The 24,540-nt window shown below is 65.7% G+C and carries 29 protein-coding genes and 1 pseudogene; 16 read left to right on the top strand and 14 right to left on the bottom strand.

The window, feature by feature from the left end; all coding sequences use genetic code 11:
- Positions 1–65: 65 nt before the first annotated feature.
- Complete coding sequence (locus tag J2Y46_RS11875; protein ID WP_310243044.1) at positions 66–887, top strand: carbohydrate ABC transporter permease; 822 nt, start codon at positions 66–68, stop codon at positions 885–887.
- A 50-nt stretch (positions 888–937) separates the two neighbouring features.
- Positions 938–2,629: a glycoside hydrolase family 13 protein gene (locus J2Y46_RS11870; RefSeq protein WP_310242533.1), complete on the top strand. Its 1,692-nt coding sequence runs from the start codon at positions 938–940 to the stop codon at positions 2,627–2,629.
- Between the two features lie 457 nt (positions 2,630–3,086).
- On the opposite strand, the gene J2Y46_RS11865 is transcribed toward J2Y46_RS11870, so the two are convergent.
- From J2Y46_RS11865 to J2Y46_RS11850, 5 genes and pseudogenes are all read right to left on the bottom strand, one after another.
- Complete coding sequence (locus tag J2Y46_RS11865) at positions 3,087–3,671, bottom strand: hypothetical protein (protein WP_310242531.1); 585 nt, start codon at positions 3,669–3,671, stop codon at positions 3,087–3,089.
- Positions 3,672–3,673: 2 nt separating this feature from the next.
- Positions 3,674–4,102, bottom strand: a complete 429-nt coding sequence (locus J2Y46_RS11860) for a Cro/Cl family transcriptional regulator (RefSeq protein ID WP_310242529.1) — start codon at positions 4,100–4,102, stop codon at positions 3,674–3,676.
- Positions 4,103–4,246: pseudogene (locus J2Y46_RS20680) on the bottom strand (helix-turn-helix domain-containing protein); the annotation flags it as partial.
- A 1,194-nt stretch (positions 4,247–5,440) separates the two neighbouring features.
- Positions 5,441–5,887 carry an SRPBCC family protein gene (locus tag J2Y46_RS11855; RefSeq protein WP_310243041.1) on the bottom strand — a complete coding sequence of 149 codons (447 nt, stop codon included), beginning with the start codon at positions 5,885–5,887 and terminating at the stop codon, positions 5,441–5,443.
- A 130-nt stretch (positions 5,888–6,017) separates the two neighbouring features.
- Positions 6,018–6,422, bottom strand: a complete 405-nt coding sequence (locus tag J2Y46_RS11850; RefSeq protein ID WP_310242527.1) for a hypothetical protein — start codon at positions 6,420–6,422, stop codon at positions 6,018–6,020.
- 155 nt (positions 6,423–6,577) lie between these two features.
- Here J2Y46_RS11850 and J2Y46_RS11845 point away from each other — a divergent pair, with 155 nt between their 5' ends.
- Complete coding sequence (locus J2Y46_RS11845) at positions 6,578–6,991, top strand: hypothetical protein (RefSeq protein ID WP_310242525.1); 414 nt, start codon at positions 6,578–6,580, stop codon at positions 6,989–6,991.
- A 271-nt stretch (positions 6,992–7,262) separates the two neighbouring features.
- The gene (locus J2Y46_RS11840; protein WP_310242523.1) at positions 7,263–7,622 is read left to right on the top strand and encodes a hypothetical protein; all 360 of its coding nucleotides are present in this window, start codon (positions 7,263–7,265) and stop codon (positions 7,620–7,622) included.
- Positions 7,623–7,802: 180 nt separating this feature from the next.
- Here J2Y46_RS11840 and J2Y46_RS11835 read toward each other — a convergent pair whose 3' ends face one another.
- Complete coding sequence (locus J2Y46_RS11835) at positions 7,803–8,741, bottom strand: ferritin-like domain-containing protein (protein ID WP_310242521.1); 939 nt, start codon at positions 8,739–8,741, stop codon at positions 7,803–7,805.
- Positions 8,742–9,034: 293 nt separating this feature from the next.
- Between J2Y46_RS11835 and J2Y46_RS11830 the strand changes: the two genes are divergently transcribed.
- From J2Y46_RS11830 to J2Y46_RS11815, 4 genes are all read left to right on the top strand, one after another.
- Positions 9,035–9,340: a hypothetical protein gene (locus J2Y46_RS11830; RefSeq protein WP_310242520.1), complete on the top strand. Its 306-nt coding sequence runs from the start codon at positions 9,035–9,037 to the stop codon at positions 9,338–9,340.
- A 134-nt stretch (positions 9,341–9,474) separates the two neighbouring features.
- The gene (locus J2Y46_RS11825; protein ID WP_310242518.1) at positions 9,475–9,801 is read left to right on the top strand and encodes a hypothetical protein; all 327 of its coding nucleotides are present in this window, start codon (positions 9,475–9,477) and stop codon (positions 9,799–9,801) included.
- A gap of 398 nt (positions 9,802–10,199) precedes the next feature.
- A complete protein-coding gene (locus J2Y46_RS11820; RefSeq protein WP_310242516.1) occupies positions 10,200–11,150 on the top strand; it encodes an Ltp family lipoprotein in 951 nt (316 codons plus the stop codon).
- Positions 11,150–11,428, top strand: coding sequence for a hypothetical protein (locus J2Y46_RS11815; protein ID WP_310242515.1), 279 nt, complete (start codon positions 11,150–11,152; stop codon positions 11,426–11,428). The genes J2Y46_RS11820 and J2Y46_RS11815 overlap by 1 nt, the downstream gene beginning before the upstream one ends.
- Positions 11,429–11,641: 213 nt before the next feature.
- Here J2Y46_RS11815 and J2Y46_RS11810 read toward each other — a convergent pair whose 3' ends face one another.
- The 5 genes from J2Y46_RS11810 to J2Y46_RS11790 form a co-directional block, all read right to left on the bottom strand.
- Complete coding sequence (locus J2Y46_RS11810; RefSeq protein ID WP_310242513.1) at positions 11,642–11,884, bottom strand: hypothetical protein; 243 nt, start codon at positions 11,882–11,884, stop codon at positions 11,642–11,644.
- 971 nt (positions 11,885–12,855) lie between these two features.
- Complete coding sequence (locus tag J2Y46_RS11805) at positions 12,856–13,743, bottom strand: hypothetical protein (protein ID WP_310242511.1); 888 nt, start codon at positions 13,741–13,743, stop codon at positions 12,856–12,858.
- 188 nt (positions 13,744–13,931) lie between these two features.
- Entirely contained in the window at positions 13,932–14,675 is a 744-nt protein-coding gene (locus J2Y46_RS11800; protein ID WP_310242509.1) for a hypothetical protein, read from the bottom strand.
- Between the two features lie 9 nt (positions 14,676–14,684).
- The gene (locus J2Y46_RS11795; protein WP_310242507.1) at positions 14,685–14,876 is read right to left on the bottom strand and encodes a hypothetical protein; all 192 of its coding nucleotides are present in this window, start codon (positions 14,874–14,876) and stop codon (positions 14,685–14,687) included.
- Between the two features lie 599 nt (positions 14,877–15,475).
- The gene (locus tag J2Y46_RS11790) at positions 15,476–16,849 is read right to left on the bottom strand and encodes a sulfatase-like hydrolase/transferase (RefSeq protein ID WP_310242505.1); all 1,374 of its coding nucleotides are present in this window, start codon (positions 16,847–16,849) and stop codon (positions 15,476–15,478) included.
- 296 nt (positions 16,850–17,145) lie between these two features.
- Here J2Y46_RS11790 and J2Y46_RS11785 point away from each other — a divergent pair, with 296 nt between their 5' ends.
- The 3 genes from J2Y46_RS11785 (at position 17,146) to J2Y46_RS11775 (ending at position 18,663) form a co-directional block, all read left to right on the top strand.
- The gene (locus J2Y46_RS11785; RefSeq protein ID WP_310242503.1) at positions 17,146–17,646 is read left to right on the top strand and encodes a 2'-5' RNA ligase family protein; all 501 of its coding nucleotides are present in this window, start codon (positions 17,146–17,148) and stop codon (positions 17,644–17,646) included.
- Between the two features lie 82 nt (positions 17,647–17,728).
- Positions 17,729–18,391, top strand: a complete 663-nt coding sequence (locus J2Y46_RS11780) for a hypothetical protein (protein ID WP_310242501.1) — start codon at positions 17,729–17,731, stop codon at positions 18,389–18,391.
- Positions 18,392–18,465: 74 nt separating this feature from the next.
- Entirely contained in the window at positions 18,466–18,663 is a 198-nt protein-coding gene (locus J2Y46_RS11775) for a hypothetical protein (RefSeq protein WP_310242500.1), read from the top strand.
- Between the two features lie 57 nt (positions 18,664–18,720).
- On the opposite strand, the gene J2Y46_RS11770 is transcribed toward J2Y46_RS11775, so the two are convergent.
- Positions 18,721–19,263, bottom strand: coding sequence for a hypothetical protein (locus J2Y46_RS11770; RefSeq protein ID WP_310242499.1), 543 nt, complete (start codon positions 19,261–19,263; stop codon positions 18,721–18,723).
- Positions 19,264–19,452: 189 nt separating this feature from the next.
- Between J2Y46_RS11770 and J2Y46_RS11765 the strand changes: the two genes are divergently transcribed.
- From J2Y46_RS11765 to J2Y46_RS11750, 4 genes are all read left to right on the top strand, one after another.
- A complete protein-coding gene (locus tag J2Y46_RS11765; RefSeq protein ID WP_310242498.1) occupies positions 19,453–20,103 on the top strand; it encodes a hypothetical protein in 651 nt (216 codons plus the stop codon).
- Positions 20,104–20,191: 88 nt separating this feature from the next.
- Positions 20,192–20,461, top strand: a complete 270-nt coding sequence (locus J2Y46_RS11760; RefSeq protein ID WP_310242496.1) for a hypothetical protein — start codon at positions 20,192–20,194, stop codon at positions 20,459–20,461.
- 82 nt (positions 20,462–20,543) lie between these two features.
- Positions 20,544–20,717 carry a hypothetical protein gene (locus J2Y46_RS11755; protein WP_310242494.1) on the top strand — a complete coding sequence of 58 codons (174 nt, stop codon included), beginning with the start codon at positions 20,544–20,546 and terminating at the stop codon, positions 20,715–20,717.
- Between the two features lie 133 nt (positions 20,718–20,850).
- Entirely contained in the window at positions 20,851–21,453 is a 603-nt protein-coding gene (locus tag J2Y46_RS11750; RefSeq protein ID WP_310242492.1) for a hypothetical protein, read from the top strand.
- An 82-nt stretch (positions 21,454–21,535) separates the two neighbouring features.
- Here the strand turns inward: J2Y46_RS11750 and J2Y46_RS11745 are convergent, their stop codons facing one another.
- Entirely contained in the window at positions 21,536–22,090 is a 555-nt protein-coding gene (locus J2Y46_RS11745; RefSeq protein ID WP_310242490.1) for a hypothetical protein, read from the bottom strand.
- A 346-nt stretch (positions 22,091–22,436) separates the two neighbouring features.
- On the opposite strand from J2Y46_RS11745, the gene J2Y46_RS11740 reads away from it, so the two are divergent.
- Complete coding sequence (locus J2Y46_RS11740; RefSeq protein WP_310242489.1) at positions 22,437–23,048, top strand: SHOCT domain-containing protein; 612 nt, start codon at positions 22,437–22,439, stop codon at positions 23,046–23,048.
- A gap of 464 nt (positions 23,049–23,512) precedes the next feature.
- On the opposite strand, the gene J2Y46_RS11735 is transcribed toward J2Y46_RS11740, so the two are convergent.
- The gene (locus J2Y46_RS11735) at positions 23,513–24,301 is read right to left on the bottom strand and encodes a hypothetical protein (protein WP_310242487.1); all 789 of its coding nucleotides are present in this window, start codon (positions 24,299–24,301) and stop codon (positions 23,513–23,515) included.
- Positions 24,302–24,540 lie beyond the last annotated feature (239 nt).

The following is a 24,540-nucleotide window of genomic DNA, read 5'->3' as shown; positions in this document are numbered from 1 at the left end:
ACATCAACGCCGAACGCGTGCTCGACGGCGACGCCGTCCGCAAGCCCGCCCGCTCGCGCTTCGCGATGGAGCGCGTGAACTGGTCCGGCACGATCGTGCTGATCCTCTGCGCCTTCACGGTCCTGATCCCGCTGTACGTCACGATCTCCATGGCGTTCAAGACCCAAGGCCAGGCGGTCGACGGCAACGCGTTCTCGCTGCCGGCGCCGTGGAGTCTCGACGGGTTCACCACCGCGTGGGAACTCACGAACTTCCCCCGCGCTTTCACGATCTCTCTGCTGGTCACCGCGTTCACCGTGGCCGGCACGATCATCCTGGCCGCGCTCGCGTCGTTCGCCATCTCCCGCAACTGGGATCGCAGACTCTTCCGCTACTCGTTCTACTACCTGCTCGCGGCGATGTTCCTGCCGTTCCCGGTGGTGGCCCTGCCTCAGATCCAGCTGACGGGTCTCGCAGGCCTCGACAACCCAGCGGGCGTGGCGATCCTGCACATCATGTTCCAGTTGAGCTTCAGCATCCTGCTGTTCACGGCTTTCCTGCGGTCGATCCCCGGGGAGCTGGAAGAGGCCGCCCGCATCGACGGCGCCACGACGTGGCAGACGTTCTGGCGGTTGATCTTCCCGCTGCTCGCACCGATGAGCGCCACTGTCGGGATCTTCGCGTTCCTGGCATCGTGGAATGACTTCATGATGCCGTCGCTCATCATCTCGGACCCGGCATCGCAGACGCTGCCGGTCGTCCAGAACATCTTCCAGACCCAGTTCAGCAACAACTACAACGTGTCGTTCGCCTCGTACCTCATGGCGATGGCGCCCGCGGTCATCGTCTATCTGTTCACCCAGCGATGGGTCATGGAAGGCGTGACCCAGGGAGCCGTCAAGGGCTGAGGCCGCAGCATCCGTCATCCTTCACCGAAACCCGAAAGGAAAGCGTCCCCGTGACGACTGTGCACCCCGCACCCTCCCCCTCAGACCAGCACGACCTCGAACTGCCCGCTTGGTGGCGTCAAGCGGTCGTCTACCAGGTGTATCCGCGAAGCTTCGCGGATGCCGACGGCGACGGCATCGGCGACATCCGAGGCGTCACCTCGCGCGTGCCCTACCTGAAAGAGCTGGGGATCGACGCGGTCTGGCTGAGCCCGTTCTACCCGTCGGCGCTGGCTGACGGCGGCTACGACGTCGCCGACTACCGCGACGTCGACCCTCGCCTGGGCACCCTCGAGGACTTCGATGAGATGCTCAGAGCGCTGCACGGTGCGGGCATCAAGGTGGTCGTCGACATCGTGCCGAACCACACGTCGGATCAGCACGAATGGTTCCAGGAGGCACTCGCGGCCGGCCGAGGCTCGGCCGCTCGCGCACGGTACATCTTCCGCGACGGATCCGGGCCAGATGGCTCCGAGCCACCCGCTGACTGGGAGTCGGTGTTCGGCGGCTCGGCCTGGGAGCGCGTGGCCGACGGGCAGTGGTACTTTCACAACTTCGCGGTCGAGCAGCCCGACCTCGACTGGTCGAACCCGGAGGTGCGCGCCGACTTCGTGAAGACGCTGCGTTTCTGGTCGGACCGAGGTGTCGACGGCTTCCGCATCGACGTGGCGCACATGCTCGCAAAGGATTTCGTCGATCCCCTCCCCTCGCAGGCCGAGCTCGACGCGATGCCTCGCGACGGCAACCACCCGATGATCGACCGCGACGATGTGCACGAGGTGTACGCGGAGTGGCGCGAGGTGTTCGACTCCTACGACCCGCCGCGCACCGCCGTGGCCGAGGCGTGGGTCGAGCCTTCCCGCATCCCGCTGTACGCGCGCGCCGAGAGCCTGGGCCAGGCCTTCAACTTCGACTTGCTCGAGGCAGACTTCGACGCCGCGCAGTTCCGCCGGATCGTCGGGGACAACCTCGCGCTCGCCGGGAAGTCGGGCTCGTCGACGACGTGGGTGCTGTCGAACCACGACGTGGTGCGTCATGCCACGCGCTACGGACTGCCCGACGTCGAGCGCGACGACAAGGGACGCCCCACGCGCAAGCACGGCAACGAGTGGCTGCTGTCGGGAGGCGTCGAGCCCGAGCTCGACGTGGCACGCGGACTTCGTCGTGCGCGAGCGGCGACGCTCTTCGTGCTCGGCCTGCCCGGCTCGGCGTACGTCTACCAGGGCGAGGAGCTGGGCCTGCACGAAGTGGCCGCGATCCCCGACGCCGAGCGCCAGGACCCGACCTTCTTCCGCAGCCCCGGTGAAGACATCGGACGGGACGGATGCCGCGTCCCGCTGCCGTGGTCCGCTCAGGGCCCGTCGCTGGGATTCGGTGCGGGAGGTGCACACCTGCCTCAGCCCGCGTGGTTCGCGGAGTACGCGGTGTCGGCCGAGGACGGCGATCCCGCATCGACGCTGTCGCTGTACCGCGACGCCCTGGCGCTGCGCCGCGCGTCGCAGACCGGCGAGTCGCTGGAGTGGATCGACACCGGACGTGACGACGTCCTGGGCTTCCGACGTCCGAATGGGTGGACCGTGTTCACGAACTTCGGGACCGAGCCGTTCGAGCTTCCGGCGGGGTCGGATGTCTCGCTCTCGAGCGGACCCGTCGACGGGAGCCGGCTTCCGGGCGAGACCACGGCGTGGATCGCCGGGGCGTGACCTCGCCCACGTGACAGGAGAAGCCCCGGTCCTGGCGATTGCTCGCGGGGACCGGGGCTCCCACTCGGTGGTGACAACGGCGGTGGAGATGGGGGAATCGAATTCTGCCGACGCCTCCGCGCCGATTCTCGGAATCACGCCAAGAACCGCGGAATTCCGCGGGTCTTCGGGCCTTCCTGAACCGTCCCGAACCGTCTGGATCGGTGCCGATTCTCCTCGAATGTGGGCAAATTGTGGGCAAATTGGATGCCGCACCTCCCCCGCACGCTCAGATTGCGGCGCCCCGACAGTCGGCCGGGTCCGTGGTCGGGGTCGGCGTAGTGCCCAGAGCGAGCGGTTGGTAAGCGGAGCGCGGAGCGCGGAGTCTGCAAAGAGCGAGCGGCGGGAACGGAGGCGGGTCCGACCACTATCCTCTCGCCGTCGGGGCTCGCATCGAGGGGTCCTCGCAGTTTCGTCGCTAGAGTTCGATCGGTCCTGGTGAGGGGACCTCGTCCGGCAACCCGGCGTCGAGGATGGCGGCGACCATCTTCACGGCGCGGTCCGAAAGCGCATCTCCCGGATAGAAGTCTTCGTAGAGCTCTTCGGCTTCATCGAGTGTCCTGACGTCGCACAGTCGCAGGAGCTGGCGGATGTCGTTCGTATCGCGACCGGGCCGGTTGGCGCGCAGCTTCATCGCCAGCATCGCTTCCTTCGCCGCAACCTGGATCACGATGCCGTCGTGGTCGTAGATGGTCTCCCACTCGACCAGCCTGCGGCCGAACGTGGGAAGCGCATCAGCCTTTTCGACGTCGAAGTTCAGCCAGCCCGGATCCCACCCGCGGGACTGAGCCACCTTCGCGGCAGCCGCTGCGACCTCGGCGTTGCTTCCCGGATCGATGTGGAGCGAGTCGGGATCCTGCGTCGTGCCACGGTCGAAGTAGCGGAGAGCCAGAGCAGCTCCACCGATGATCCGGATACCTGCGATCTGGCCAGAGGCGCGCAGCTCCGTGATGAGCGCCCTGAGCCCATCGAGGATGTCCTCTCTGCCGAGCGTCGTCGCCATGCTTACACGCTCGCGAAGGTGTCACGCCAGACGAGCACGCCGCGCTCGGCGAACTCGTCGGGCACTTCCGACGTGGGCGGAGTCGGGTCGGCCGGGTCGACCTCGAGCGTCGCGGGCGTAGGGAGGTATCGGCTGGGATCGGATACCCACTCGGGTGCGGGCAGCCCTTCCTCGCGCAGCCGCCAGGCGACGAGACCGGCGAGCGCGGCATCCCACACTTGATACTGCGTCGATGCCGGCTCGGCGAGTCCGAGAATTCCTCGCACCAGTCCTCGCTCGGCCAGCAGGTTGTCGTTGAGCTGCAGGAGCGCACGGAGAGCGCGGTCCTTGTCGCCCTCCGCCAGGCGACGCCGGATCTCTTCGCCCGCGGTCGCCGCGTCGTCGCGCTGGGTAGGCGCGGAGTACAGCCGATGCCCCGCGCCTGCGAGCAATCGCTCTACCGTGCCGAACTCCGTATCGCGGCCGCCCTCAGATTTGGAAACACGGCTCTGATCGATGCGAGTGCGCTCTGCGAGTTGCTTTTGCGTGAGTCGCCGACTTTTGCGCGCGGCGCGGATGAGGGTTGAAGCAGTCATTGCACCCTCCGATCAACATTATGACTTCAGAGTCATATTCTACCCCTTAGTCCGCCGCGCCGTCCGCAAATCTGTCGTCTCCGGACGACGAACCAACACCCCGGCCGACAACCCCGTCGGCTGGCGACGCGTGACTCTCTAGCTCTTGTCGGCGACGCCGCGCTTGCTCAGCGCTTGGCGGCTGAGGCCCGTGCGCATCGCCAGTGAAGACCAGGGCACGCCTTGATCGCGCAGGTCTGCGATGAGCGAGTCGCGCTCGCGCAGTAGCTTGGCTTCCTCTCGATGAAGCTGGACGAGAGATTCCGACAGATCGCGGAGGCGGCGGAGGTCCGCTTGCTGAGCACGCTTCTTCTCCCATGGCGTCGCCGATAGACGCTTCGCCCGCGGTGTCGGACGTACTGTTTCCGTGACGCGAGTCTCCCCGTCCGGCAGGGGCCTAGGTCGCCGAAACGAACTGCCACCCGGGACGCCGACTACCGGCGATGGCGCCGGTGAGTCGCCTTCCACTAGTCCGGCAGGTGCGTGAGTAGTGGGGCTCGGGTCGCTCTCCGCGACAACGGCGGCAGCGTGTTCCGCCGTGACTTTCCGCTGTTTGTAGCGCCCGCGAGCCATGCAACCAGGTTGACACGCGATCGCACTCGGTTCAAGGGATCGCAGGCTGCCCACAGAAAGTGCCTGCGTGCATTGTCTTCCTCGATCGTCTTCCTCGGGTTCGTCAGTTCGGTCGTTACCTTCGCCGTTCGGCTGCCTCGCCCGAGGACTGCGTCGGGATGGGTCGGCGGTTCATGTCACGTCATTGACGAGGTCGGTGCGGGAGTTTGGGGCGATCGCTTCGCAGTACCGTTTGGAGCAGCTGGGCGGCCAAGAGCACGGTGTTTATCACCACCGATGTTGCGGCACTCGCCCCACGATGAACGGGCACTCCATCGAACGGGCTATCTGCGATTGCGGCACTTGGAGGGCGCACCGACTGCATGGCGCGCGAATCGCGCGAGCGATCTGGCCACCAGCGGCCCCTCCGGCCGCCCCCTCGTCGCCCCGCAGGGCGACCCGCATCCGCCCGGTCAGCGACCGCCTGGCGGGCGATAGAGGGCCGAGTTTGCGTCGTGCTCGTCTGTGGTGGCGCGGATCGGTGGCACGTGGTTGCGCCTCTCCGACGTGGCTCGTTAGAGGTCGCGCGGTGCGAGTGCTCCTTCAGTCGACGTCCGCGTGCCGTTCAAGGAGGGCTTTCGCCCGATCGAGTCCGGTGGCCAGGTTGGTGCGCACCATCTCGCCGATCATCGGTTCGACGAACCGCATCAGCCCCTCGGGCGTGACTTCGATGGTCGCACGCACGTCGCAGTCGTTGCCAGAGGCGGCGAAATCCAGCACCAGCGTTGTGGGCACCGGCCCGGAGGTGCTCACCGTCGCCATCCGCGCAGGGGGATTGAACTGCATCACCCGCCAGTGGAAGTCGCTCTCGCGACCCATCGCGCGAAGGCGCGAATGGATGGTGGTCCCGACCCCCACGGGCGGCGGCGAAGTGAGTTCCTCGAAGACCACCGACTCGTCCCATCTCGAACGCGAACGGGCGTCAGTGAGGAAGTCGAAGACCTCCTGAACAGGTCGTTCGATCCTGATCGTCTCAGTGATGGTGAACATCGGGCTCCCAGCGCGAACGAATGAGCTCTCAGCCTCACACGAAGTGAACGGCAACGAACAGCGCCGGACGCACGCCGGCGTTCCTTCACCGCAAAGTGCACGCTGACCGACCGCGAATCGGGCGCTCGGGCTACGTAGTTTCGAACACGCCCTCACCGGGACGCCATACCTCTATGCGACCGCCGACCTGCAGGAAGGCAACCTCGATCGCTTCGCCGAACCGCTCGTCGGCGCGCAAAGTCACGGAGCCCTTCGTCAAGACGACCTGGATCCCCGCCTGGACAGATTCTCCTGCGTCAACGACCTCCGAACCGATAAGCGAACGAAGGGCCTGGGCCCACTCAGCGGCGGTCGGCCGGTACGCACGGCTCGAAGTGACGACGTCGGGAAGGACGAAGAAGTCCAGATGTGAATCCTGGCTTTCCTCACCGGCATCGCTGTCGAAGAGCAGCTGAACGTAGTCCTCGACGAACACAACTGAGAACAGCCGGCGCCCGGTGAGCGCTTGAAGGCCCGAGAGGGACAGTTCGTCCATGAACGAAGCCTAAGGGCCGACAAACATGCACCGACAGCGACCGACAAGCGAGCAATACGCGGCGCTGCTGAGCCCAGGCGACCTGGCAGCACAGCCAGCAACTCCGCCCGGTGAGCGCCCACGGGGCGTCGTCGCCCGCTAGTCAATAATCAAGTATGAAGCGGACGATCGTAGGTCCCGACCCCGAGCCCGACTCGCGGTTAGATCCTTTTCGGATGGGCCTTGCCCGGGTGTACCACGAACGCGTTCTTGTCGGGTTTCTGTCCACGCGAGTAAACGTCCGGCGCGAACAGGTTCGACGGCTCCTGGGACGGCCACGCCTCGTGAATCCAGTGGAGTTCATTGAATGGTTCTTCGAGATGGCTGAGGACTGGCCTAGGCGGCATCCTGATGGCTGGGACGACGGTTGGGAACACGACGTCGAGATCAGAAGCGAGCTGCACGAAGGCCAGTTCGCGTACCCCGACGGCGCACCTCTGAAACTCATGTGGGTCGACGTCGTCGAGGCGTCCGTATGGGAGGAGCACTACGCATTTGCCGGCCGCCACGAAAAGGCAGCCTGGGACTGAGCCGTCGCCCTTGCCCCCGCTTTCAGGTCAACAGGACCGATGGGCGCACGCAGAACGGCCGCGATCGAACGCGCTTCTTCTCGCACGCGAGCACCGCCCTGGGCGCAGTGCCCGGGGGCGGACCGGCCATCGGTCGCCGATGCGAAGGACGCGGCGGCCGATCTCGCATGTCGTCGTGTCACGTTGCGCATGACGAATATCAACAGCAAGATGTCGTCCTCGACAGCGTGCGAACCGCATGTTGCCTGGCGAGGAGCGGACGGGTTCTGAGATGGTTGTGGTCGAGGATGTTCGGGCGCTCGGCGGCGAATTGGAGCGCTCGTACCAGATGTACGTGCGGGGGCGATTGAAGTTTCGCGTGGGGCAGCTGGTCTACGTGGCCTTCTCCCTCGATGAGACGGTGATGGGTTTCGCCTTCCCGAAGGAGGAGCGGGCGGCGCTTGTCGGCGGCAACCCCCGCAAGTTCCAGATGCCATCGGAGTCAGACATGCGCTTCAACTGGGTCGAGGCGGATCTGGCCTCGCTCGACCCGACCGAGGTTCGCGAGCTCGTCGTGGACGCCTGGCGCATGGTCGTCCCCAAGAAGGTGTCTCACACATACGACCTGATCCATCCAAACGGCCCGGGCTGAGGCACCGTGCGGACTCGTTGGTTCAGGTCAGCGGCGGGCTCATGCCCCCTGAATCGGTACGCGGACCTGCACGGTCCAGGACCGTCTCTCGTTCCCCGATTGATGGCCGCACAGTCGTGAGTCAGGGGTGCATCCGTTTCTCAATGGCTACGCCGGCATGAGGGACAACCAAGGCTTAGGTCATCCGAGCGCGGCTGCCGCAGCCCGGCGGAAGGATCGCAACGCGGAACCCCAATACGAGCGTGGCGCGAGACCACAAGCGCGCAACGCCGCCCGATGGTCGATTGCCAGCACGGTTCCGGCCCCAACCGCTACGCACCACCACACGGCAAACACCAGTGCGCGCCCAGCGGGTGGGGTCGCGGCGAACCCGAGTCTCAGCTGGTCGATCTGGAACGCGAGGTGGTGCTCCTCATCCAACGCGATCCGCGTACCAACCGCTCGGATCACATCGTCAGGGCCCGAACGGGAGAGTACGACGAAGTACGGCATAGCGACGGCTTCTGCGGCCAGGAACAGCGCCAGCTCCGTGCGTAGACCGAGTATGCGCCGCAAACGCGTAAACACCCGGTCCGACCAGTGACCAGGCAGCGTGGATGCACCCAGGTGCTGCAGCCCGCGCGCGAACAGCTCGGAATGCTGCTGTTCCTCAACGACGAGCAACCGAAGCGCTTCTTGCTGAGCGGGACTGCAGCGCGCCGCTTTGCGCAACAGGTGCTCGCCGTCTCCTCCCTCTCCCAGCTCGAATCGCTGGAACGAGTGAGTGATCGCGTTTCGAACGCCTTCAGGGAGGGCGGCTGGAGAGTCCCAGTCGACGCTAACCTCGGTCGCCTCGTGGCGCGCACGATTGTTTGCGAAATGCATGATCCAGCGCGCGAACTGATCGTCCGCGGCCACGGCCGCACGGCCAGCAAGCATCTCCCTCTGAAGGGGCGTCACAGCCCGCACCTTCGCCAGCGTGCAATGGAACGCGTCAAGCCGCACGTTAACAGCGGCGGTTCGATTGCTCTCACCTGCCCAATGTGCCAGTCGACCGGACCCCGCGCCCTCCCCACCGCCTTCGCTCAGCGCCCGCACACGGACCGCATGACGCGCGATGCCCGTATCAGTCGCCGTCACCGTGGTCCTGCTCGATCTGGGCGCGGCGGATCGCGCCCACGCGCAACCTTGCACATGTGGCCTCCCGCCGGATGCCTGGGCAGATGGAGCAGCTGTTCGCGCCGCTCCGGAAGACTCTGCAGTGCGTTCTGCGCGGAAGAAGTCGCGGAGGCTGCCAGTGCGCGCACGATCTTGCAGCGGGCGCGAGATCAACAACTCGGCGCGATAGTGGCCGCCTGTGTGCGAACCGGATAACCTCATAGAGTCTGCTTAGAACCCCGATAGCGGGATCATAGACACCGTAGCGTGATTACATGCAGATCTTCCCGACTGGCTCCAATCCCGCCTACGTGTCGCTGATCGTTGCCGGAGCGCTTTCGACCCTGACTGGGATTCTGGTCGCTGCGATCGGCGCCGCGAACGAAAGAGTCGCCGCGATAGCGGCGTCCCTCGTCGGCGTCTTCCATCAGCCGAATCCTTGGCCCGTCGTAATAGGCATCGTGGTTGCTGTGCTTGGAGTGATGCTCCTTGCTGCTGCACTCATCATCAAGGCTGCAAGGCCCGTTCCAGCGTCCAAGCAGGCAGACCCGCGCACCGCCGTCGATGTAGCGGACGTCTAAGCCCAGGCAGGAAGACCCGCGGGCGCAAGGAGAGGGGCTTCTCACCGCTTATCGGCCGGATGTCGGCGTTGCTTCGCGAGGCACGAGAGCGAATATGCAATGACGGATGAACTCCATCCCAAAGGTTCCTTCAGATGGAACGATCGCGACCACCCCTGGTGCCCGTCGACGAGCTGCCCGCCGAGCAGGTGGCGCTGCTGGCCTGGCTGCAGACCCGGCCCTCGCTGCGCGACGTCGGCATGATCACCTGGACCGACGGACTGGACTCCGGCCACCAGGCGTTCGACGCGCAGCTGCGCTACCAGTCCGGCGAGGACTACCCGGTTCAGCTGGCCATGGTGATGTGGGGCGACGGCGCCAAGCCCGACGGCGACCGGCTGCAGCGTGGCATCGCGCTGACCCGGCAGGCGGCGGCGCTCACCGAGGGCACCCTCTTGAAGGTCGGGCCGCTGTCGATCTGAGCCTGGCTGGCGTGGGCACTGGGTCGCTCCACCGAGGCCGGTGTGTACGGCAACCAGGCGACCGCGACCGCGACCGCGATCGAGCCCGAGCGTGGCCCGGCCAGATCGTGCTGTCATTCATCAACGCCGACCACCTGCCGAGCTGGGCGTTCACCCGCGGCTGAGTCGCTGTCCGTGCCCGACGACACGTCGGTGCAAGAATGCCCCTGCGAGAACATTCGCTGGCTTTCTGGGGAGGAAGGCGCGGTCATCTCTCTCAACGGGGACGTCGCTGCCGAATGCCTGGACTGTGGCGTGCAGGCGACGCTCGCTGACTGAGCCGTGCGGCTCACCCCGGGAAGGAAGGGACCCCCGGGGTGGGTCGGGCTGCTCAGCCCACACCACGAAAGGAACTACCCATGTCCGAACCCACCACGCCGAGTGCGTCGCCCGCCGGTTGGTATCCCGCCAACGTCGACGGGCAGGAGCGCTACTGGGACGGCGCGCAGTGGACCGAGATGCTCCGCCCCGTCGCCGCTGGGGCGCCGACGGTCACCGTGCCCGCCGCCGAGCCGGAGCCGGAGCCGGAGGCGGCCGCCAAGCTGCCCTGGTACAAACGCAAGGCCATCATCATCCCGGTCGGCGTGCTCGCCGGCATCATCGTGATCTCGTCGATCGGCAACGCGATCGCCGGCGGCGGCCGCAGCGACGACGCCGACGCCAAGCCGGCCGTCACCCAGGCCGTCGACGAGGCCGTCGACGAGGATAAGCCCGTCGAGGTGCGGGTGCCGGAGACCGCGGGCAAGAACGCCAAGGAGGCGGCCGCGCTGCTCGAGAACGAGGGCCTCGAGGTCGACTTCTCCGCCGCCGAGGGCGTCGTCATCGACAAGGACAACTGGGTGGTGCTGTCCACCACGCCGGCCGCCGGCGTGGCTGTGATGACCGGCGACACCATCGTGGTGAACGTCGAGAAGGTCCTGACCGAGGCGGAGAAGGCCGCGGCCGCCGCCGAGGAGCAGCGCAAGGCCGCCGAGGCGGCGATCGCTGCGATGACGCTAGGCCAGAAGAACGCCGTGAAGTCGGCGCAGTCGTACCTGTCGTACTCCGCGTTCAGCCGGGCCGGGCTCGGCCAGCAGCTGACCAGCGAATACGGCGAGGGCTACCCCGCCGAGGACGCCGAGTTCGCGATCGTCTACCTTGAGCAGAACGGGCTGGTGGACTGGAACGCGGAAGCTGCCGAGTCCGCGAAGAGCTACCTGGACTACTCGTCGTTCAGCCGGGACGGCCTGTTCGAGCAGCTGACCAGCGAGTACGGCGAGGGCTTCACCGCCGACCAGGCGAACTACGCGCTCAGCCAGGTCGGCTACTGATGAGCAGCGCCGCCGAGGACTACAAGGCGCGCTGGGCCAACCCGGTGCGCACCTCGCTGTACACCATCGGCGTGGTCGCGATCGTGCTGGGCGCCATCGTGGTGATGAGCGCGCTGAACGGCACCAACCCCGCCACCGCGTACTTCACCGGCGTGGTCGGCGGTGCGATCGCCGGACTCGGCGTGCAGCTGGTGATCGTGGCGGCGCTGCTGCACGGCATCGGCATCGCGCTCGAGAACCACGCGCTGGCAGTGACCGAGCTGCAACCCGACAACTGAACAACCACCACCCATCCGGGCGGCCCGTCACTTCGGTGGCGGGCCGCCCCTTTTCATGCGAGGAACCACCATGCCCACCACCACCCCCACCGTCGAGACCAGCGGCGCGATCGCCGACGACCTGCGCGAGCGGGCCCTCAAGGACGGCTTCACCAAGCTCGAGTGCGCGGCCTGCCCGCAGTCCGCCTGCGGCGGTCGGTGCGCGAGCGAGGCTCAAGCGGGCACGGCACAGTTCCGGTTCAACTTGCCGAGAGTTTGCCCGCCCCGATTGCGGCCACAGAGCACCCGGCGGATACCGGCGAGCCGCACCTCCGGCAGGTCTTCGACCCGCTCGGGGTCGAGGCCCTTATCGATCTCCACGCCGCGACTCCGGATCAGCGACAAGAAGTCTGACGTGGGCGGAAACGCATGAATCTCGAAGAGGTTCACTTCGCCGAGGTAGTCGGACTGCTCCAAGAAGCAGCGAACCGGGTGTGCTGCGGGCTCATCTTTACGCGTTCGTCATCTATGTCGCGCGGACACTCGCGGTCGAGGGAGCGTTCGGCGCCACTCATCGCTCTGACCTCACCGAACCGCACCAGTTACTGACGTTCATCGATTCGGAAGTTCACCGCCTCACGGGGGGCCTCTTCGGGTTCGGCCGCCGCCCGAGAGATTACATCGACGAAACACCAGCTGGATAAAGGCCGACGCCGGGCCACTACGAGACGACACCTTTGCTGAGGACCTCCTAGCGCGATCGTCTGTGTCCGAGTGCGGACCGGCCAGCGCGCACCATTTTCGAGACGCGCCTCCGCCACTTCGACTGTCGCCTCGTTCCTGTCCTACACGGGCTGGCCGTGCGGGCCGGTATCCGAGCTTGAGGCTTTCTGGCTGGATCCCGATGCCACACTCAGCGATACCGCCGATTGGTTCGACGAACACCCCGCCGGTGGTCTCGTGTCCGTATGGGGAGACCACCGACCCGACGGCATGAACAGTGACGGGATGACCCTCGGGTACATCCCGGAGCCGGGCGCTCAGGAGGGAATGGTGTACACACTCCGGATTGTTCCGGACGGCGTCGCTGTGCGTGCGGAGATCGCAGCCCAGACCGCTGACGCTTCTTGCCCGGAACTGCCCGATGGAGCCCAATATGGAGCGCCCGGCATGGGGTGGACCCCAGCCGGAAGCGTGGTCTAGGTACACAGTGCATTGCGATCGGAACTGCGCGTCGCGATTCCGCTAACGCGCGTCGCCCGCACAAGGACCGGCTTCCGTTCGACAAGTTGGATAGGTTCCGATGGTGGTGATCATTCGTGGAGCGGCGGCCGGGGTGGTCGACTATCAAACCCGCAGGGTTGACCGGGCCCCGCTGGCCGGCCCCGGAGTTCGCCGAGCTGGGAGTTCCTACCGTCGGCGAACGCGAGTGGTGAGCATCACGATTTCTAGCGCTGGGCCTTACGCTGAGCCGCTAGCTCGGCTGCGAACTCGGCTCTGTCGGCCGCCGGGATCGAGTTCCGGAGGTTCTGCAGGTCTGCCTCATTCCAGAACTGCGCCGGCGTCACACCGAGCCAGGTGTGCACGGCGAGCGACCAGGCCTTCGTCGACTCGAGCGCGATATGGCCGATCCCTCGGGCGTATGACGCCGGAGTGTCGAACGACGCGCTGACTGCAGCATGTCCTCCGTGAGTCGCCGCGGACATGTGGTCGTAGAGCCCGCTGATGATGGGGATCTCGTCCTTGAGCCGCTGCGTGTACTGGAACCGCGTCTTGGCGCCGGCCTTGCCGACTCGGACCTGTGCGACCCCGTCCAGGGTCACGCCGCTCTTGACGCGGCGGATGATCTGAACCTGTGGGCGCCCGCTCTCGAGTCTTGTGGCGAGCTCTTCCCTGAGGGCTCGTGTGCGGGGCGCTTCTTCAGCACCTCCGGACTCGATGCCCTTCTCGAGCATCGCGAACAGCGCCGCGTAGCTCCGCGCTGCACGCTCGTCGGAGGAGAGCCCCTGGCGCAGAGTCCAGACCGTCGAGCTCGAGACCTCGGCGAGCGACCTGGCGATCGCCATGGCGGGGAGCGGGTAGAACGTGTCGTCCGACAGCAGCACCTGCAGTCCGCGCAGGTGCGAGACGAGCGCGTTCGTCAACGCTTCCAGCCGCTTGATGGAGTGCTCGAACGCATACAGATGCTCTCCGGCCGCGGCGCGCCGGAAGTCGATGCCGCAGGGCGTGTCGGCGCCGGCGCTGTTCACGCGATCGCCGATCTTCCGGTTGGACTTCTCGACATGAGCACGGCACTGAGACACCAGCCGGCGCGCGGCTTCCGATGCGATCTGCATCTCACGGAGGCTCTCATCGGGCGCTGCATCGCTGGGCGCTCCCTCGAGTGGGGACTGATCATGCAGCGCTGATCCGGGGTCGGTCACGAGCACCATGATGCCGCAGCAGTCGGGTGATATCGCCCGTACGAGGATCGACCTCGCGCCCGCCTGCAATCGCCCCCGAGGCGACCCAATCTGGAGATCAGCTACATCGCGTGGATTCGGTCCCGTCGAGTGTCCGGTTCCGGCACTCCCGGTCGGATCCAAGCGACCTCGTAACCGAGCTCCCGGAGCTCCTCGATGGCAGCCGCCGGATAGTCGCTCACCGCGGCGCGCAACTGCATCTCGCGCCAGCGCGCACGCCCTTCCTCAATAGCTCCTCGTGCGGTGGGCCGCATGTCAATGCCGAACTCGGCCCACAGCATGTCAATCACGTCTTCGAGGCAGGGACGGAAACGATGCCCACCCACTGGAAAGTGCAGATCTGCAAGCCGTGGCTGGGAACCGGCGGTCGCCTTCTTCTTGTGCACCTTGCCTCGGCGTGACGCGCCAGCCCGTAGGAGTTGATCAGTTACCGCGTCGTGGTCAAAGTGCACATTGTAGTGCGCTGCAGGGATGTTCGAGCTGGCGTCACGGATGTAGTCCACCGTGAAGAGGGGGCGCGCGACCTGCCATGGCCGAACGCGAAAAGCCGAGCGCAGGACCGTCGCGCGCTGCGAGGTCGGGCTCATGACCAGTTCATAGTCCACCGCAAGCTGCAGCCGCGGAGTCTGGTCGATCTGTAGCTCAATGCCGCCACGAGCGGCCGACGCGACTGACATGCGAGCGCTGCCATCGGCCTGCTTCGCCGCGATGGATGTGAACCCGAGGTCGCCGAGGGGCAAGACCCGAGCAAGTCGTTCCATCAAGTCGAGCGCGAAGCTATTCGCTTCCTCTTCGAGCGCATCCACCCGCTGTAGTCAGCGGCCAGCAAGGAACTCAAGACGCTCGAGTTCGCGGAGAACTTCGAGTTCGTCAATTGTGAGTTCGTACGCGTGCGCCCTGTCGCGCAACTCTGACATCGAAACGCCGACATCGTTGAGGAGCTCGCGATGACGCTCGTTGATGTCCTGGAGGGAGAGAATCTCCACGGTTACTTCCCCGGTCGTCATGTTGCCAGAATGCCACCGGGCTGCGACATTGCTAGATCCCTCACGGCGTGTTGAATCACCCGCGGGGCAGGTATGCCGGAAAGGCGCGCACGGATCCTGAGCACGCCGACCGCGAATCTGCTGGTGCGCCGTGAGGTCTCTCGTGCATTCGAGTGACCGGACAGACGGAGTGAACCCATTGGCGTTATCTCGGCCGGGGATCCCCTCAGATCCCGGAGCACATCTGAGGTGGCCTCGAACGCACGCAGCGGTCCCACGCCCGTGCAGTGCGCGAATAGGGATCCCTCACGCGCGAACTATTGGTACAGGAAACGAACGCGCGCGCTGAGGGACCGCTATCCGTACGGGGTGAACAGTTCTGAGAACTGCTGAGCAGTCCCGGCGTCCGTCGCGACGATAACCACCGCTCCATCGGTGAAAACCGCATCGGTCGCGCCGATCTCGAGCTCTCCTGAATCGACCCTCTGACGCTCGGACCGATCGTGAACAGTCCCCACCGATCCGGCAGAAGCGCAGCGACAGCGGCGCCACACCGCAGATCCGCGCACACGAGGCCCCACTGCCGTGCAACCCCCGACAAGGATCGCGATCGCAGCGGGCTACGTTTCGGGGCTCCCGGAGATCATGTGGGGTGTGTGGTTCAGTGGTGCGCCTGCGGGGATCAGTGGTTCGCGTTGCACGGAGGCGTGAAAGGCGCCGAGGATGCGGTTCATGTGGGTGGCGACCCAGGAGTGCAGGTAGCGGACGTTGAACGCCTCCCGTTCTTGCGGGTCGGTGACGAGGTTGATCAGGTGTGGCGAGGCGAGGGTGCCGACGGGGTCGGTGGAGTATTTCTGGGACTTGAGGACGAGCTTGAAGTCGCGCCATTTCACGCCGTACAGCTCCGCTCCCATCCAGTAGGGGAAGCCGTCCCGGGCTGATTCCTCGGCGTTGCCGGTCAGCCATGGCAGCTGGTCGACACCGTCGATGACCCGATCTTGCGGGGTGTCAGTGCCGGCGGCGGTGAGCAATGTGGGGAACCAGTCGGTGACGTGCATGATCTCGTTGGAGGTAGTGCCCGGGGCGATCCGGTCGGGCCACCGCACGATGCACGGCGTGCGGTGGTTCCCCTCACCGCCGGCGAAGTAGGAGCCCTGCCAGTACCCGGACGTGCCGCGCCAGGAGAGGACTTCTTCCGGGCCGTTGTCGCCGGCGAACACGACGATCGTGTCGTCCGTGGCCCCGAGGCTGTCGATGAGGTCGAGCAGTCGGCCGAAGTCGGCGTCCAGTTGCAGGAGCGCGTCCGCCCACTCGCCGTTGCCGCTGCGGCCGCGGAACTCCTCTCGAGGGATCACCGGCATGTGCATCAGGGAGTGGTTGAAGTAGACGAAGAAGGGGTTGTCGGCGTCCACCTGTGCGCGAATGAACGCCTCGGCGCGCTCGAGGAAGTCGAGGTCGACGTCGCGGCGCACGTCGAGGGTCAGCTGCTTCCCCTCGGTGACGTCGGTGTCCCCTTGATTGATGGTGACCATGCGGCTGACCGGGTCACGGCCGGGCTGATACCAGGGGTCGTCGGGCCACAGCGCTTCGTCGTACGTGCGGGGCGGACCCGCCCACTCCCGGAACCCGTGGTCGGTCGGCCAACGGCCCGGCCCCTCACCGACGTGCCACTTGCCGTACGCTGCGCAGGCGTATCCGGCGTCCGTCAGCACATCCCCCAGCGTCCGCTCCCACGCCACCAGTCCCCACCCGTCCGGTGCGCCCAGCGGCACGCTATGGGTGCCGGACCGGACCGAGTACCTCCCGGTCAGCAGCGCCGATCGGGTCGGCGTGCACTGCGACTCAGGTGCGTAGTTCGTCAGCCGGAACCCCTCGCCCGCGAACAGGTCGATCCGCTCTGTGGTCGCCCCGCGGAACGAGCCGCCCGCGTAGCAGCTGAGCTCGCCGAAACCGAGGTTGTCGACGTGGAAGAAGAGGATGTTCGGCTTGCCCACCACACGACAATCCCAACCCCTGGCCTCACATGCAAGCGCCAGGTCTGAACGCACAGGTGCCGTTGACGACGAAAACGGCGTTCCCGCTAGGGCACGGTGACGGCCTGCGGGTTAGGGCCACCTCAACCACGCCACTCGCTCGCCCCTTGATGATGGGGCGTTGGTCGATGCAATCAAGTTCGACCGACCCGTCGCCCTAACTCCACGACCCGCGCGGGTGGCCCCGCTTCCCTCGTCGCGCGGTTGAGGAAGGGCAAACGCACGACATTCCGAGGCCGGTCGGGAACACTGGGTCCGTGGAGAAGGTCGCAGCGCAGCAACTCTTCGTCGTGGTTGCGCTCTTTCGCCCAGTCGGCGCCGGCACGAGCTTTGACCGTCGCGAGTGGCCGGCGCACGTCACGCTGGTGTCGAACTTCTCAGTCACGGAGCACGGCGACAGACTCGCCCGCACGGTGAGTGAGGTGTGCGCTGACCACGGACCGCTGTCGGTTCGTTTCGCAGCTCATGCGATGTTCGGCCGCGATAAGACCGTCCCTGTTCAGCTGGTGGATTCCGCCGACCTTCACGAGATGCATGAGCGCCTCGCCGATCTCCTGGAAGTGATGCCTGGTTTTGCGGCAGCCGACCCCGACTACTGGCGCGCGGGCTACCAGCCTCACATGACGGACGTGCCGACCGTCACCGTCCGCGAATGCGACATCAAGCAGATGTCGTACGTCGCTGTCGTCGCGCTGACCGGGAACACAGCAACCGTCACCACAGCTCTCACCCTCTCGCACGAGCCTGACGGCGCCTGAACCACGCCGCCCGCGGGCGGACCCAGATCGGTCACGTCGGTCGCATATGGCGCCGGCTGCGATTCAGTGGTGCAATCAGCGCATGAGCGCAGGACCGCGTGACTCCCGCACCGACCGATCGAGGCCCTGGAGGATCGTCCTCGCCGCACTCGGTGGCCTGTGGGCCGCACTGCTGCTGCCGCTACCGGCGACCGTCTGGGGCGTCACTCAGTGGGCCTGGCTGTTCGACCAACCGATGTACGTCTGGGCGCGGCAGTGGGCCGCAGACCCATACATCACCTTCGGCGCCCTCTCGAGTCTCTCGTTCCTCGCCGTCGGCGCTGCTCTGTTCCCCGACCTGCACCGTGCCCGGTGGGGTGGCATCCTGATGGCCTGGCTCATCATCCTCGGCGCGCCGCTCACCGCACTCAGCTACCTGAACACCCCGGTGGCCGCCCCGCTCCATTTCCTGTGGGGGTGGGAGGCCTACGCACTCCTCGGCGTCGGAGTAAGCGGGATTGCGGCAGCTGCCACCGCCGGTCCTCGATGGGGAATCGGTGTCCGCTCCGTCCTCGGAATGACGTTTCTGATCCTCGTGGTCGGCACCATCGCCCTCGGCTACTGGCCGCACGGCAGTCTCGTCGTCCTCGCCCTTGAGGCCGTCGGCGTGATCGCAGCCGCACCTCGTGACACCGCTTTCACTACTGCCGAAGACAGCACCCCGCCGGAAACCGCCCGGCAGCGAAGATCCACTCGGACACCCTGACGCGCCCCGCCCCGCCACACCACCCGGGTTGCGCACCACGAGTTGCTGCGGTGGTCGCCGGTATGCTCACGGCGATGACCGTCGAATCCGAGTTTCCATCATCGCTGGGCAAGGTCGCGCGTCGAGAACTCGCGGTGAATGGCATCACCAAGTATGACCAGCTCGTCTCCCGCACACCCACGGAACTGTTGGAAATACACGGTGTCGGCCCCAAAGCAGTACGGATTCTGACCGAGGAGCTCGCTCGTCGAGATCTTCGGTTCAGGGAGTAGACCGGCCGGCGCAGTCAACGACCCGCCTGCGGTCTGGCGAGCAGGGCATGCACGGTATCAGCCGTGCACGCGGCACATCTCGTTGTCGGACCCTGGGTCATCGGGTACCTCGAGGAACCCGAGCGTTCGTGTGGAGGTGAAGCTGTCGGGGTCAACATCCAGCGGGAAGCAGATGCTGAGAACACCAGATCTCGACGTAGTGAAGTACGCCATTGGGTTGTCCGAGTCCGGATCGCACCCGTGATCAACATTCAATGTCAGGCTGGCGAGGATGTTGTAGGAGGAGGAATCATCATGGTCGCCTGCGTCGAATGACCATGTGCCGGTGAGGTTCTTGGTGGGACTGTCATGCATGGCTTGCGCGTCCTCTGGCATGGGACCGACGCAGTTCAGGTTGCTAGGCCAGGATGTCGCCTGGAATGTGCCGTCCGCGGAGATCTCAAGCTCGGTGCCGATCGCTCCGGGGTTTGACCAGGTGCCTATCACGTCACCTTCCACGAGACCCCACGCATAGTTCTGTGCAGAACAGCCTGACAGTGCGAGAGCGCCGACGACGACCGCGCTGGCTGCGATGCTGCGAGCAGGCTGCATACGCGTCACATGATCTCCTTGCGGTCTCCGGTTGATCCTCGCACAGCGCTGCTCGAGTCGTACCGAGCCGTCCTGCCCGGTCACCGATGTCCGGCGCTCAGCTGCGCGAAAGGGGACCCTTCTCGAGCGCTCGGTCGTTGCGGTCGAACCGTATGATCGAAGCAACGTCCCGTCGGCTCCGCCGACTATGGTCGGAGAATGCGACAGCGGCGTCTGACCTGGATGATCGGTGGCATCGGCCTCATCGTGTGCGGGGTGATGGGGATGCTGCAGTATTCCCTGTTCGGGATCGCGCAGGCCACCGGGATCGTGCTCGATGTCGTCTTCGCCGCCGCTGTCCTGCTGTTCGCGGTCGGACTCTCGCGTGAAGCGAGCGTCGTGGCTCGCCGGCCACTCGGGGTCATCGCACTCGCGGTTGCCGCGCTTTGGCCGTTGATGACCGGAGCTGTGCAGCCGTTCCTGCCGACAATGGATGCCGCGACGTTCGAAGCGGGCATGGCTGCCTATCGCGAAGCCGAGAACGTGCTCACGGCAGTGTTCTTCGTGAACCTCCTGGTTTCGCTCGCAGCGTCACTGCTCGCGTCCGTGCAGATTGCGCGTGCCCGAGTGGTTCCGCGCCCTTGGAATTGGGCACCCCTGTGGGCGCTGATCGCTTCGGCCGCTGCCGGCGTCATTGCGCAGATTCTCTTCTCCGCTGCGGGCTCTGCCGGCACGCAGGTGTACGCCGAGATCGCCGTCCTCCTCGGTACCGTCGGATTCTTGTCGCGGACTCTTGGCCTCGGGATCCTCGCCCTCGTGCTCGCTACTCGGGTGCGTACCGGCAGCGTGGACATCTATCGCTCCAGCTGAAGCCCAACTCGCGCTTCGCTCAGCGACCCGCAAAGGTGCGGCCGACCGCCAGCCGCGCGCAGCGGATCTGCATGTGTATGTTGCGGTGATGGAGGTTGAGTCGCGACTTCGGGAGCTAGGAGTGCCCGAGTCGGTATATATCGTTGGCGGCGAGAGGAACGAGACCTACTGCCTCGTCGAGGAACCCGACGGTTGGCATGTGTTCTACAGCGAGAGAGGCAATCGCAACAGCGAACGCGTCTTCGTATCCGAGCCCACGGCAAGCGACGAGTTGGTGCGGTTGGTGACCAACGACGGCGCGATTCAGCAGTTAATCCAGACCGACACAACCGCGGGTCGCCAACGACCGGGCGCCTGACCCACCCAGGCGGACCGGCATACGCACTTGTCCGACCTCAAACCGCTGGACGGTCGACACCCTACTGTTGGATGCTTGCGACATGACCGATCGCGATCGTTCCCTCGCCTGGCGGGTAGCCGCGGTGATCGGCAGCACGTTCGTGAAGGCGCTTGGCTTCTTTCTCTCGGTGCTCAAACCACCTGAGCAGATGACTGCACAGACGATGCTCCCGCCAGAGCCCTTTCCACCGCGCAGGGACGAATACCGGCCGTAAGCCCGACGAGGCCGCGACTCGCGCGCTTGCGGACCGCGGTGCCCGCGCTTCACATGTGAGCTTCTCGCAGCCTCGTTCGGAACTCTCGTCCGATTCTCGGGCGTCCCGCCGCTGAGAGCCCCACACTGTAAACGTGAACGAGTTCGGGGATCTTCTAGTCGCGGAGGCGACGCCTGTACCGCGCGTCGCTAGGCAGAAGATGCTCCTGCTTCTCTCCTGCATCATGCTTCTCGTGTGCTTCCCGATCGCGGTCTTCAGCTGGGCTGCTGCCGAGTCGTCGACGTCCTTGCTTCTGCTCGGCGATGCCTCCGGTTTCCAGATCGGTCTTGTCGCCGGCATGGCCGTGGTCGTCGCGTTCGTCGTCCTTCTATGGAACGTGTCGTCGAGCCGCTGGTGGTTGATTGTCGCAATCCCCAGCAGCGTGGGAGCGGGCCTGATCCTGGTGCTCGCGATGGTCTTGCTTCCCCTTACCGCAACCGCGCTTGTTCCGATCCAGCTTGGTGGATGCGAGACGGGGTACGTGGCGGTCGAGCGGTTCGGCGGGGTCGGCAACTTCGTAGGCGTACGCGAGGGCATCCAGATGGTGAAGGTGCGCGAGTACTTGGCCGATGACTTCGGCATGCCGTTCTCCACCGGGACGGCTTCGGTCCAAGCCAGCGGCGGAGAGATCGGCATCTCGTATCCCGGCGGTCCCGGTTTCGGCCTTCCGATCCTCGAGACCGCGTCCTGCCCTTGATGGCCCAGCGCGCCGCCAACACACCTGAGGCCCTGGCTGCCCGCTCGTCGACCGGCTTCGGAGCGGACGAGTTCTCGGCGCGTTAGCCCTGTCCCGGCGCTCCGTACATCCCGCCGTCGGGGAGGGGCGGGCAGACGGCGGATTCGGTCTGAGCTGCGATCTCGGCTCTCACGGCGACGCCATCGCCCTTCCTCGCGATCGTGTAGACAATCCCTTCCTGCGAGTCAGGGGCAGGGATGTATCCGATCATCGCGGAATCGATCGCAGGGTCATCGGTTACGGGGGCGAAGGCCGTGGTGATGAGGTCCGCGGTCGGGTGCTCCCGTAGCCAGTTGGCCGTGTCGCTGACGGTTGCGCCGGGGATGGTCCAGAACGCTTCGAGTTCCTCTACTGGGCCGCACGGCCACCCGGTGTAGGAAGTGAAGCCGCCAATGGTCTCCTCGGAGCGGATGGCCCCGGGCGGGAGGTTGGCAGCGTCGAGCCAGATCTGTGCCTGCTCGCGTGCCGCCGTGATCTCGCTGTCTGAAGGCGCGGCAGGGTCCGGCGTTTCGGTGGGCGCGCTGATCAGGTAGGGCGGGGCAGGCGCTGCGCCGGCCACCGGAGTCGCACAGCTGGTCAGGGCGAAGGCGAGGAACAATGAGCCGACTGCTAAGGCTGGGCGACACCGCATACGCTCACCGTACTGGTCGGCACTCGACCCGCCGCGACCAGCCTTACCCACTGGGGAATACCGGGCTCCGAGGACCAGCGCGACTCGAGAGCTGAGCACCACCCCTGCATCGCAAGCTGAGCGGCGGTCCGTCGTGCGCTCGGGGACCGGCATCCGCACGCCACCGGTTTACGAGCGCTCGTTCGCAGCCGCACCCTCGGCCGAGCAGACGGGGCGACCTCCGCCTGGCACGACGGTTCGGATGCTCGAGTGTGCGGTGGTTGGGCTTCGAGCGAGTATGGACCGAAGCGCGCAATCAGGCCACAATGCGTTCATGCACGGCGATGTGCTCGCAACGAAGATGGCCAATGCGCTGATCGAGGACGTTCAGATTTCGCTCGCGCCAGGGGTGGATGAGCTAATCTCCGCCTTCGGATCTGACCTCGTCATGCCCGCCGTCAGACCAGTCATCTCCGTCTTCCGTGCGGCGTGGGGCGGGCTATGGGTCGGCGGTCGAGTAACACTCACACCGGAGGCGGTGAGTTTCGCTCCCAACGCGATGAATCGAGCGGTCCAGTCGGGAAGCCTCGACGTGGAGGTCCCGCTGGCGCTCGTGACAGGCGTGGACGTCATCCCCGCCTTCATGACCAATATCGTTGCGATCTCGACTCCGGAACTGGTCCTGAAGGTTCGCTGCTACGGCGCACGCGAATTTGCCGATGCCGCCAGGGCGGCCCGAGACCAGGCTGTCGAGACGCTGCGAAACACGATCGCCGACGCCAGGGCCGCTCAAGCGGTCGACGAACCTGAGATTCAATCGCTGCCCGATTCACTCGTGACTTCCTTGCGCGAGCTGTCCGAACTACACTCGGCCGGCGCCCTCACCGACGAAGAGTTCCGTGATGCGAAGCGCGCCGTGCTTCGAAACTCGGCAGCCGAAGAGTAGAGCCCTTCAGTTCGAATCCAGCGCGCGCGCGTGAGCGAGTTGCTGTCGCCTTCCTCAGCGAACATGGTCGGATGACCGAGCCCACACGGCACCAAGAGCTCGACAAGGACGGGAGCGTGCGAGCGTGCGGTCAGATGCTCGACGACGAGATGCATGGCTATTTGGGAGTGGTTCCGACTCGACGGGAGCGTCATGCGCAGCGGGTCGTTTGATCGCGGTCGCCAGATCGGAGTCTGGACCACCTACGATCGCTCGGGCGCGCCGCACAGGGAGACTCAATTCGGCCAATAGTCGCGATCTTGCCGGCCGCTGGTCGACCCGGCATGCGTGCGGTGGCCGACCGGCTTGCGCGCTGATGGACCGGGCCACGTGCCTTGGTGACGTCCGCAGGAGTCTTGACCGTGGGCGGTCGGCCGGCTGGGAACATGTGATGACTTCGCCGCCGTCGCGGCCGTCTCATCGCCTCACGTGTGTGAGTTGGAGAGCTTCACGATCTGATCGTGCATGAACTCGAAGTCGCCCGTGGGATTCTCAGAGGCGTACAGGTCTAGTTCGGCGTTCACGACAGCAGTCCCAGTCTTGAACGCGAAAACTCCGACGAAGACCGCGGTCTGCCGCACACGAACCCCAGGCGTACAGGAACCGGCCTGGAAGTCTTCCGCCTTGTTGATCACACCGCTCTTCGGCACCTTTTGGGTCAGATTCGGATACAGGTGGTAGGTAGACGCGATGTTGCAGTCGAACTCGAATGTGGCGCGCGCGTATCCAGTCTTTGTGTTGACAGTTGTGCCGGTGACGGTGAAGTTCAACGCCTCCACAGGCGGTGGCGCAGCGGTGATCGAAAGAGTCCCACTGCCGGTGACGTAGTCGCCCACCTGGGGGAACGACGCAACTGCAATCAGATACTCCCCCGCGAGCAGATAGCTGGGGTTGGCGGTGCAGAAGCTATCTCTGAGGTACGTCCCATCCGCGCGGTACACCGCGTGAACCAGCTTCAGAGCCGGATTGTCGGCGATAGTCACGAAGACAGGCTGGGTAGCCGTAAAGGAGTAGTAGATAGCATTGGGGAACGGATCCCAGCAGTCGTTCCATGCCTGGCCGGTTGCCCCCGTGTTGTCGACTGGGATCGCCACCGGAAGTGTCCCGGTGATGGGGATGGGGTCCGATATTGTGTCGCCGGGCGCAGCCGCCGCGGGTCCCGCAACCGCCAGAGACATGATCAGAACGGCTAGAACGACAAGTGTTCGTCGCATCGGACACACCTCCCAGTTCGCTGACACCGCACCGTCGCGATGCCGCCCAGTGACCCAGCTGTCCGGTTGCCACCGTAGCCCTGTTGGTCCGACGACACCAGACACGTTCGCGGCTCGCGGCTCATCGCTGACGGGAGTCCGAGCCCGGTCCGACAGAGTCAATCGATACAGTCCCCGTCTGCCACGAACCGAGTTACCAGCCAGAGTTTGGCAAATTGGTTGCGCCCATGGAGGAGCAC

The organism is Microbacterium sp. BE35, from assembly GCF_031457705.1.
Classification (GTDB): Bacteria; Actinomycetota; Actinomycetes; order Actinomycetales; family Microbacteriaceae; genus Microbacterium; species Microbacterium trichothecenolyticum.
This window is presented reverse-complemented; position numbering and strand designations above follow the sequence as displayed.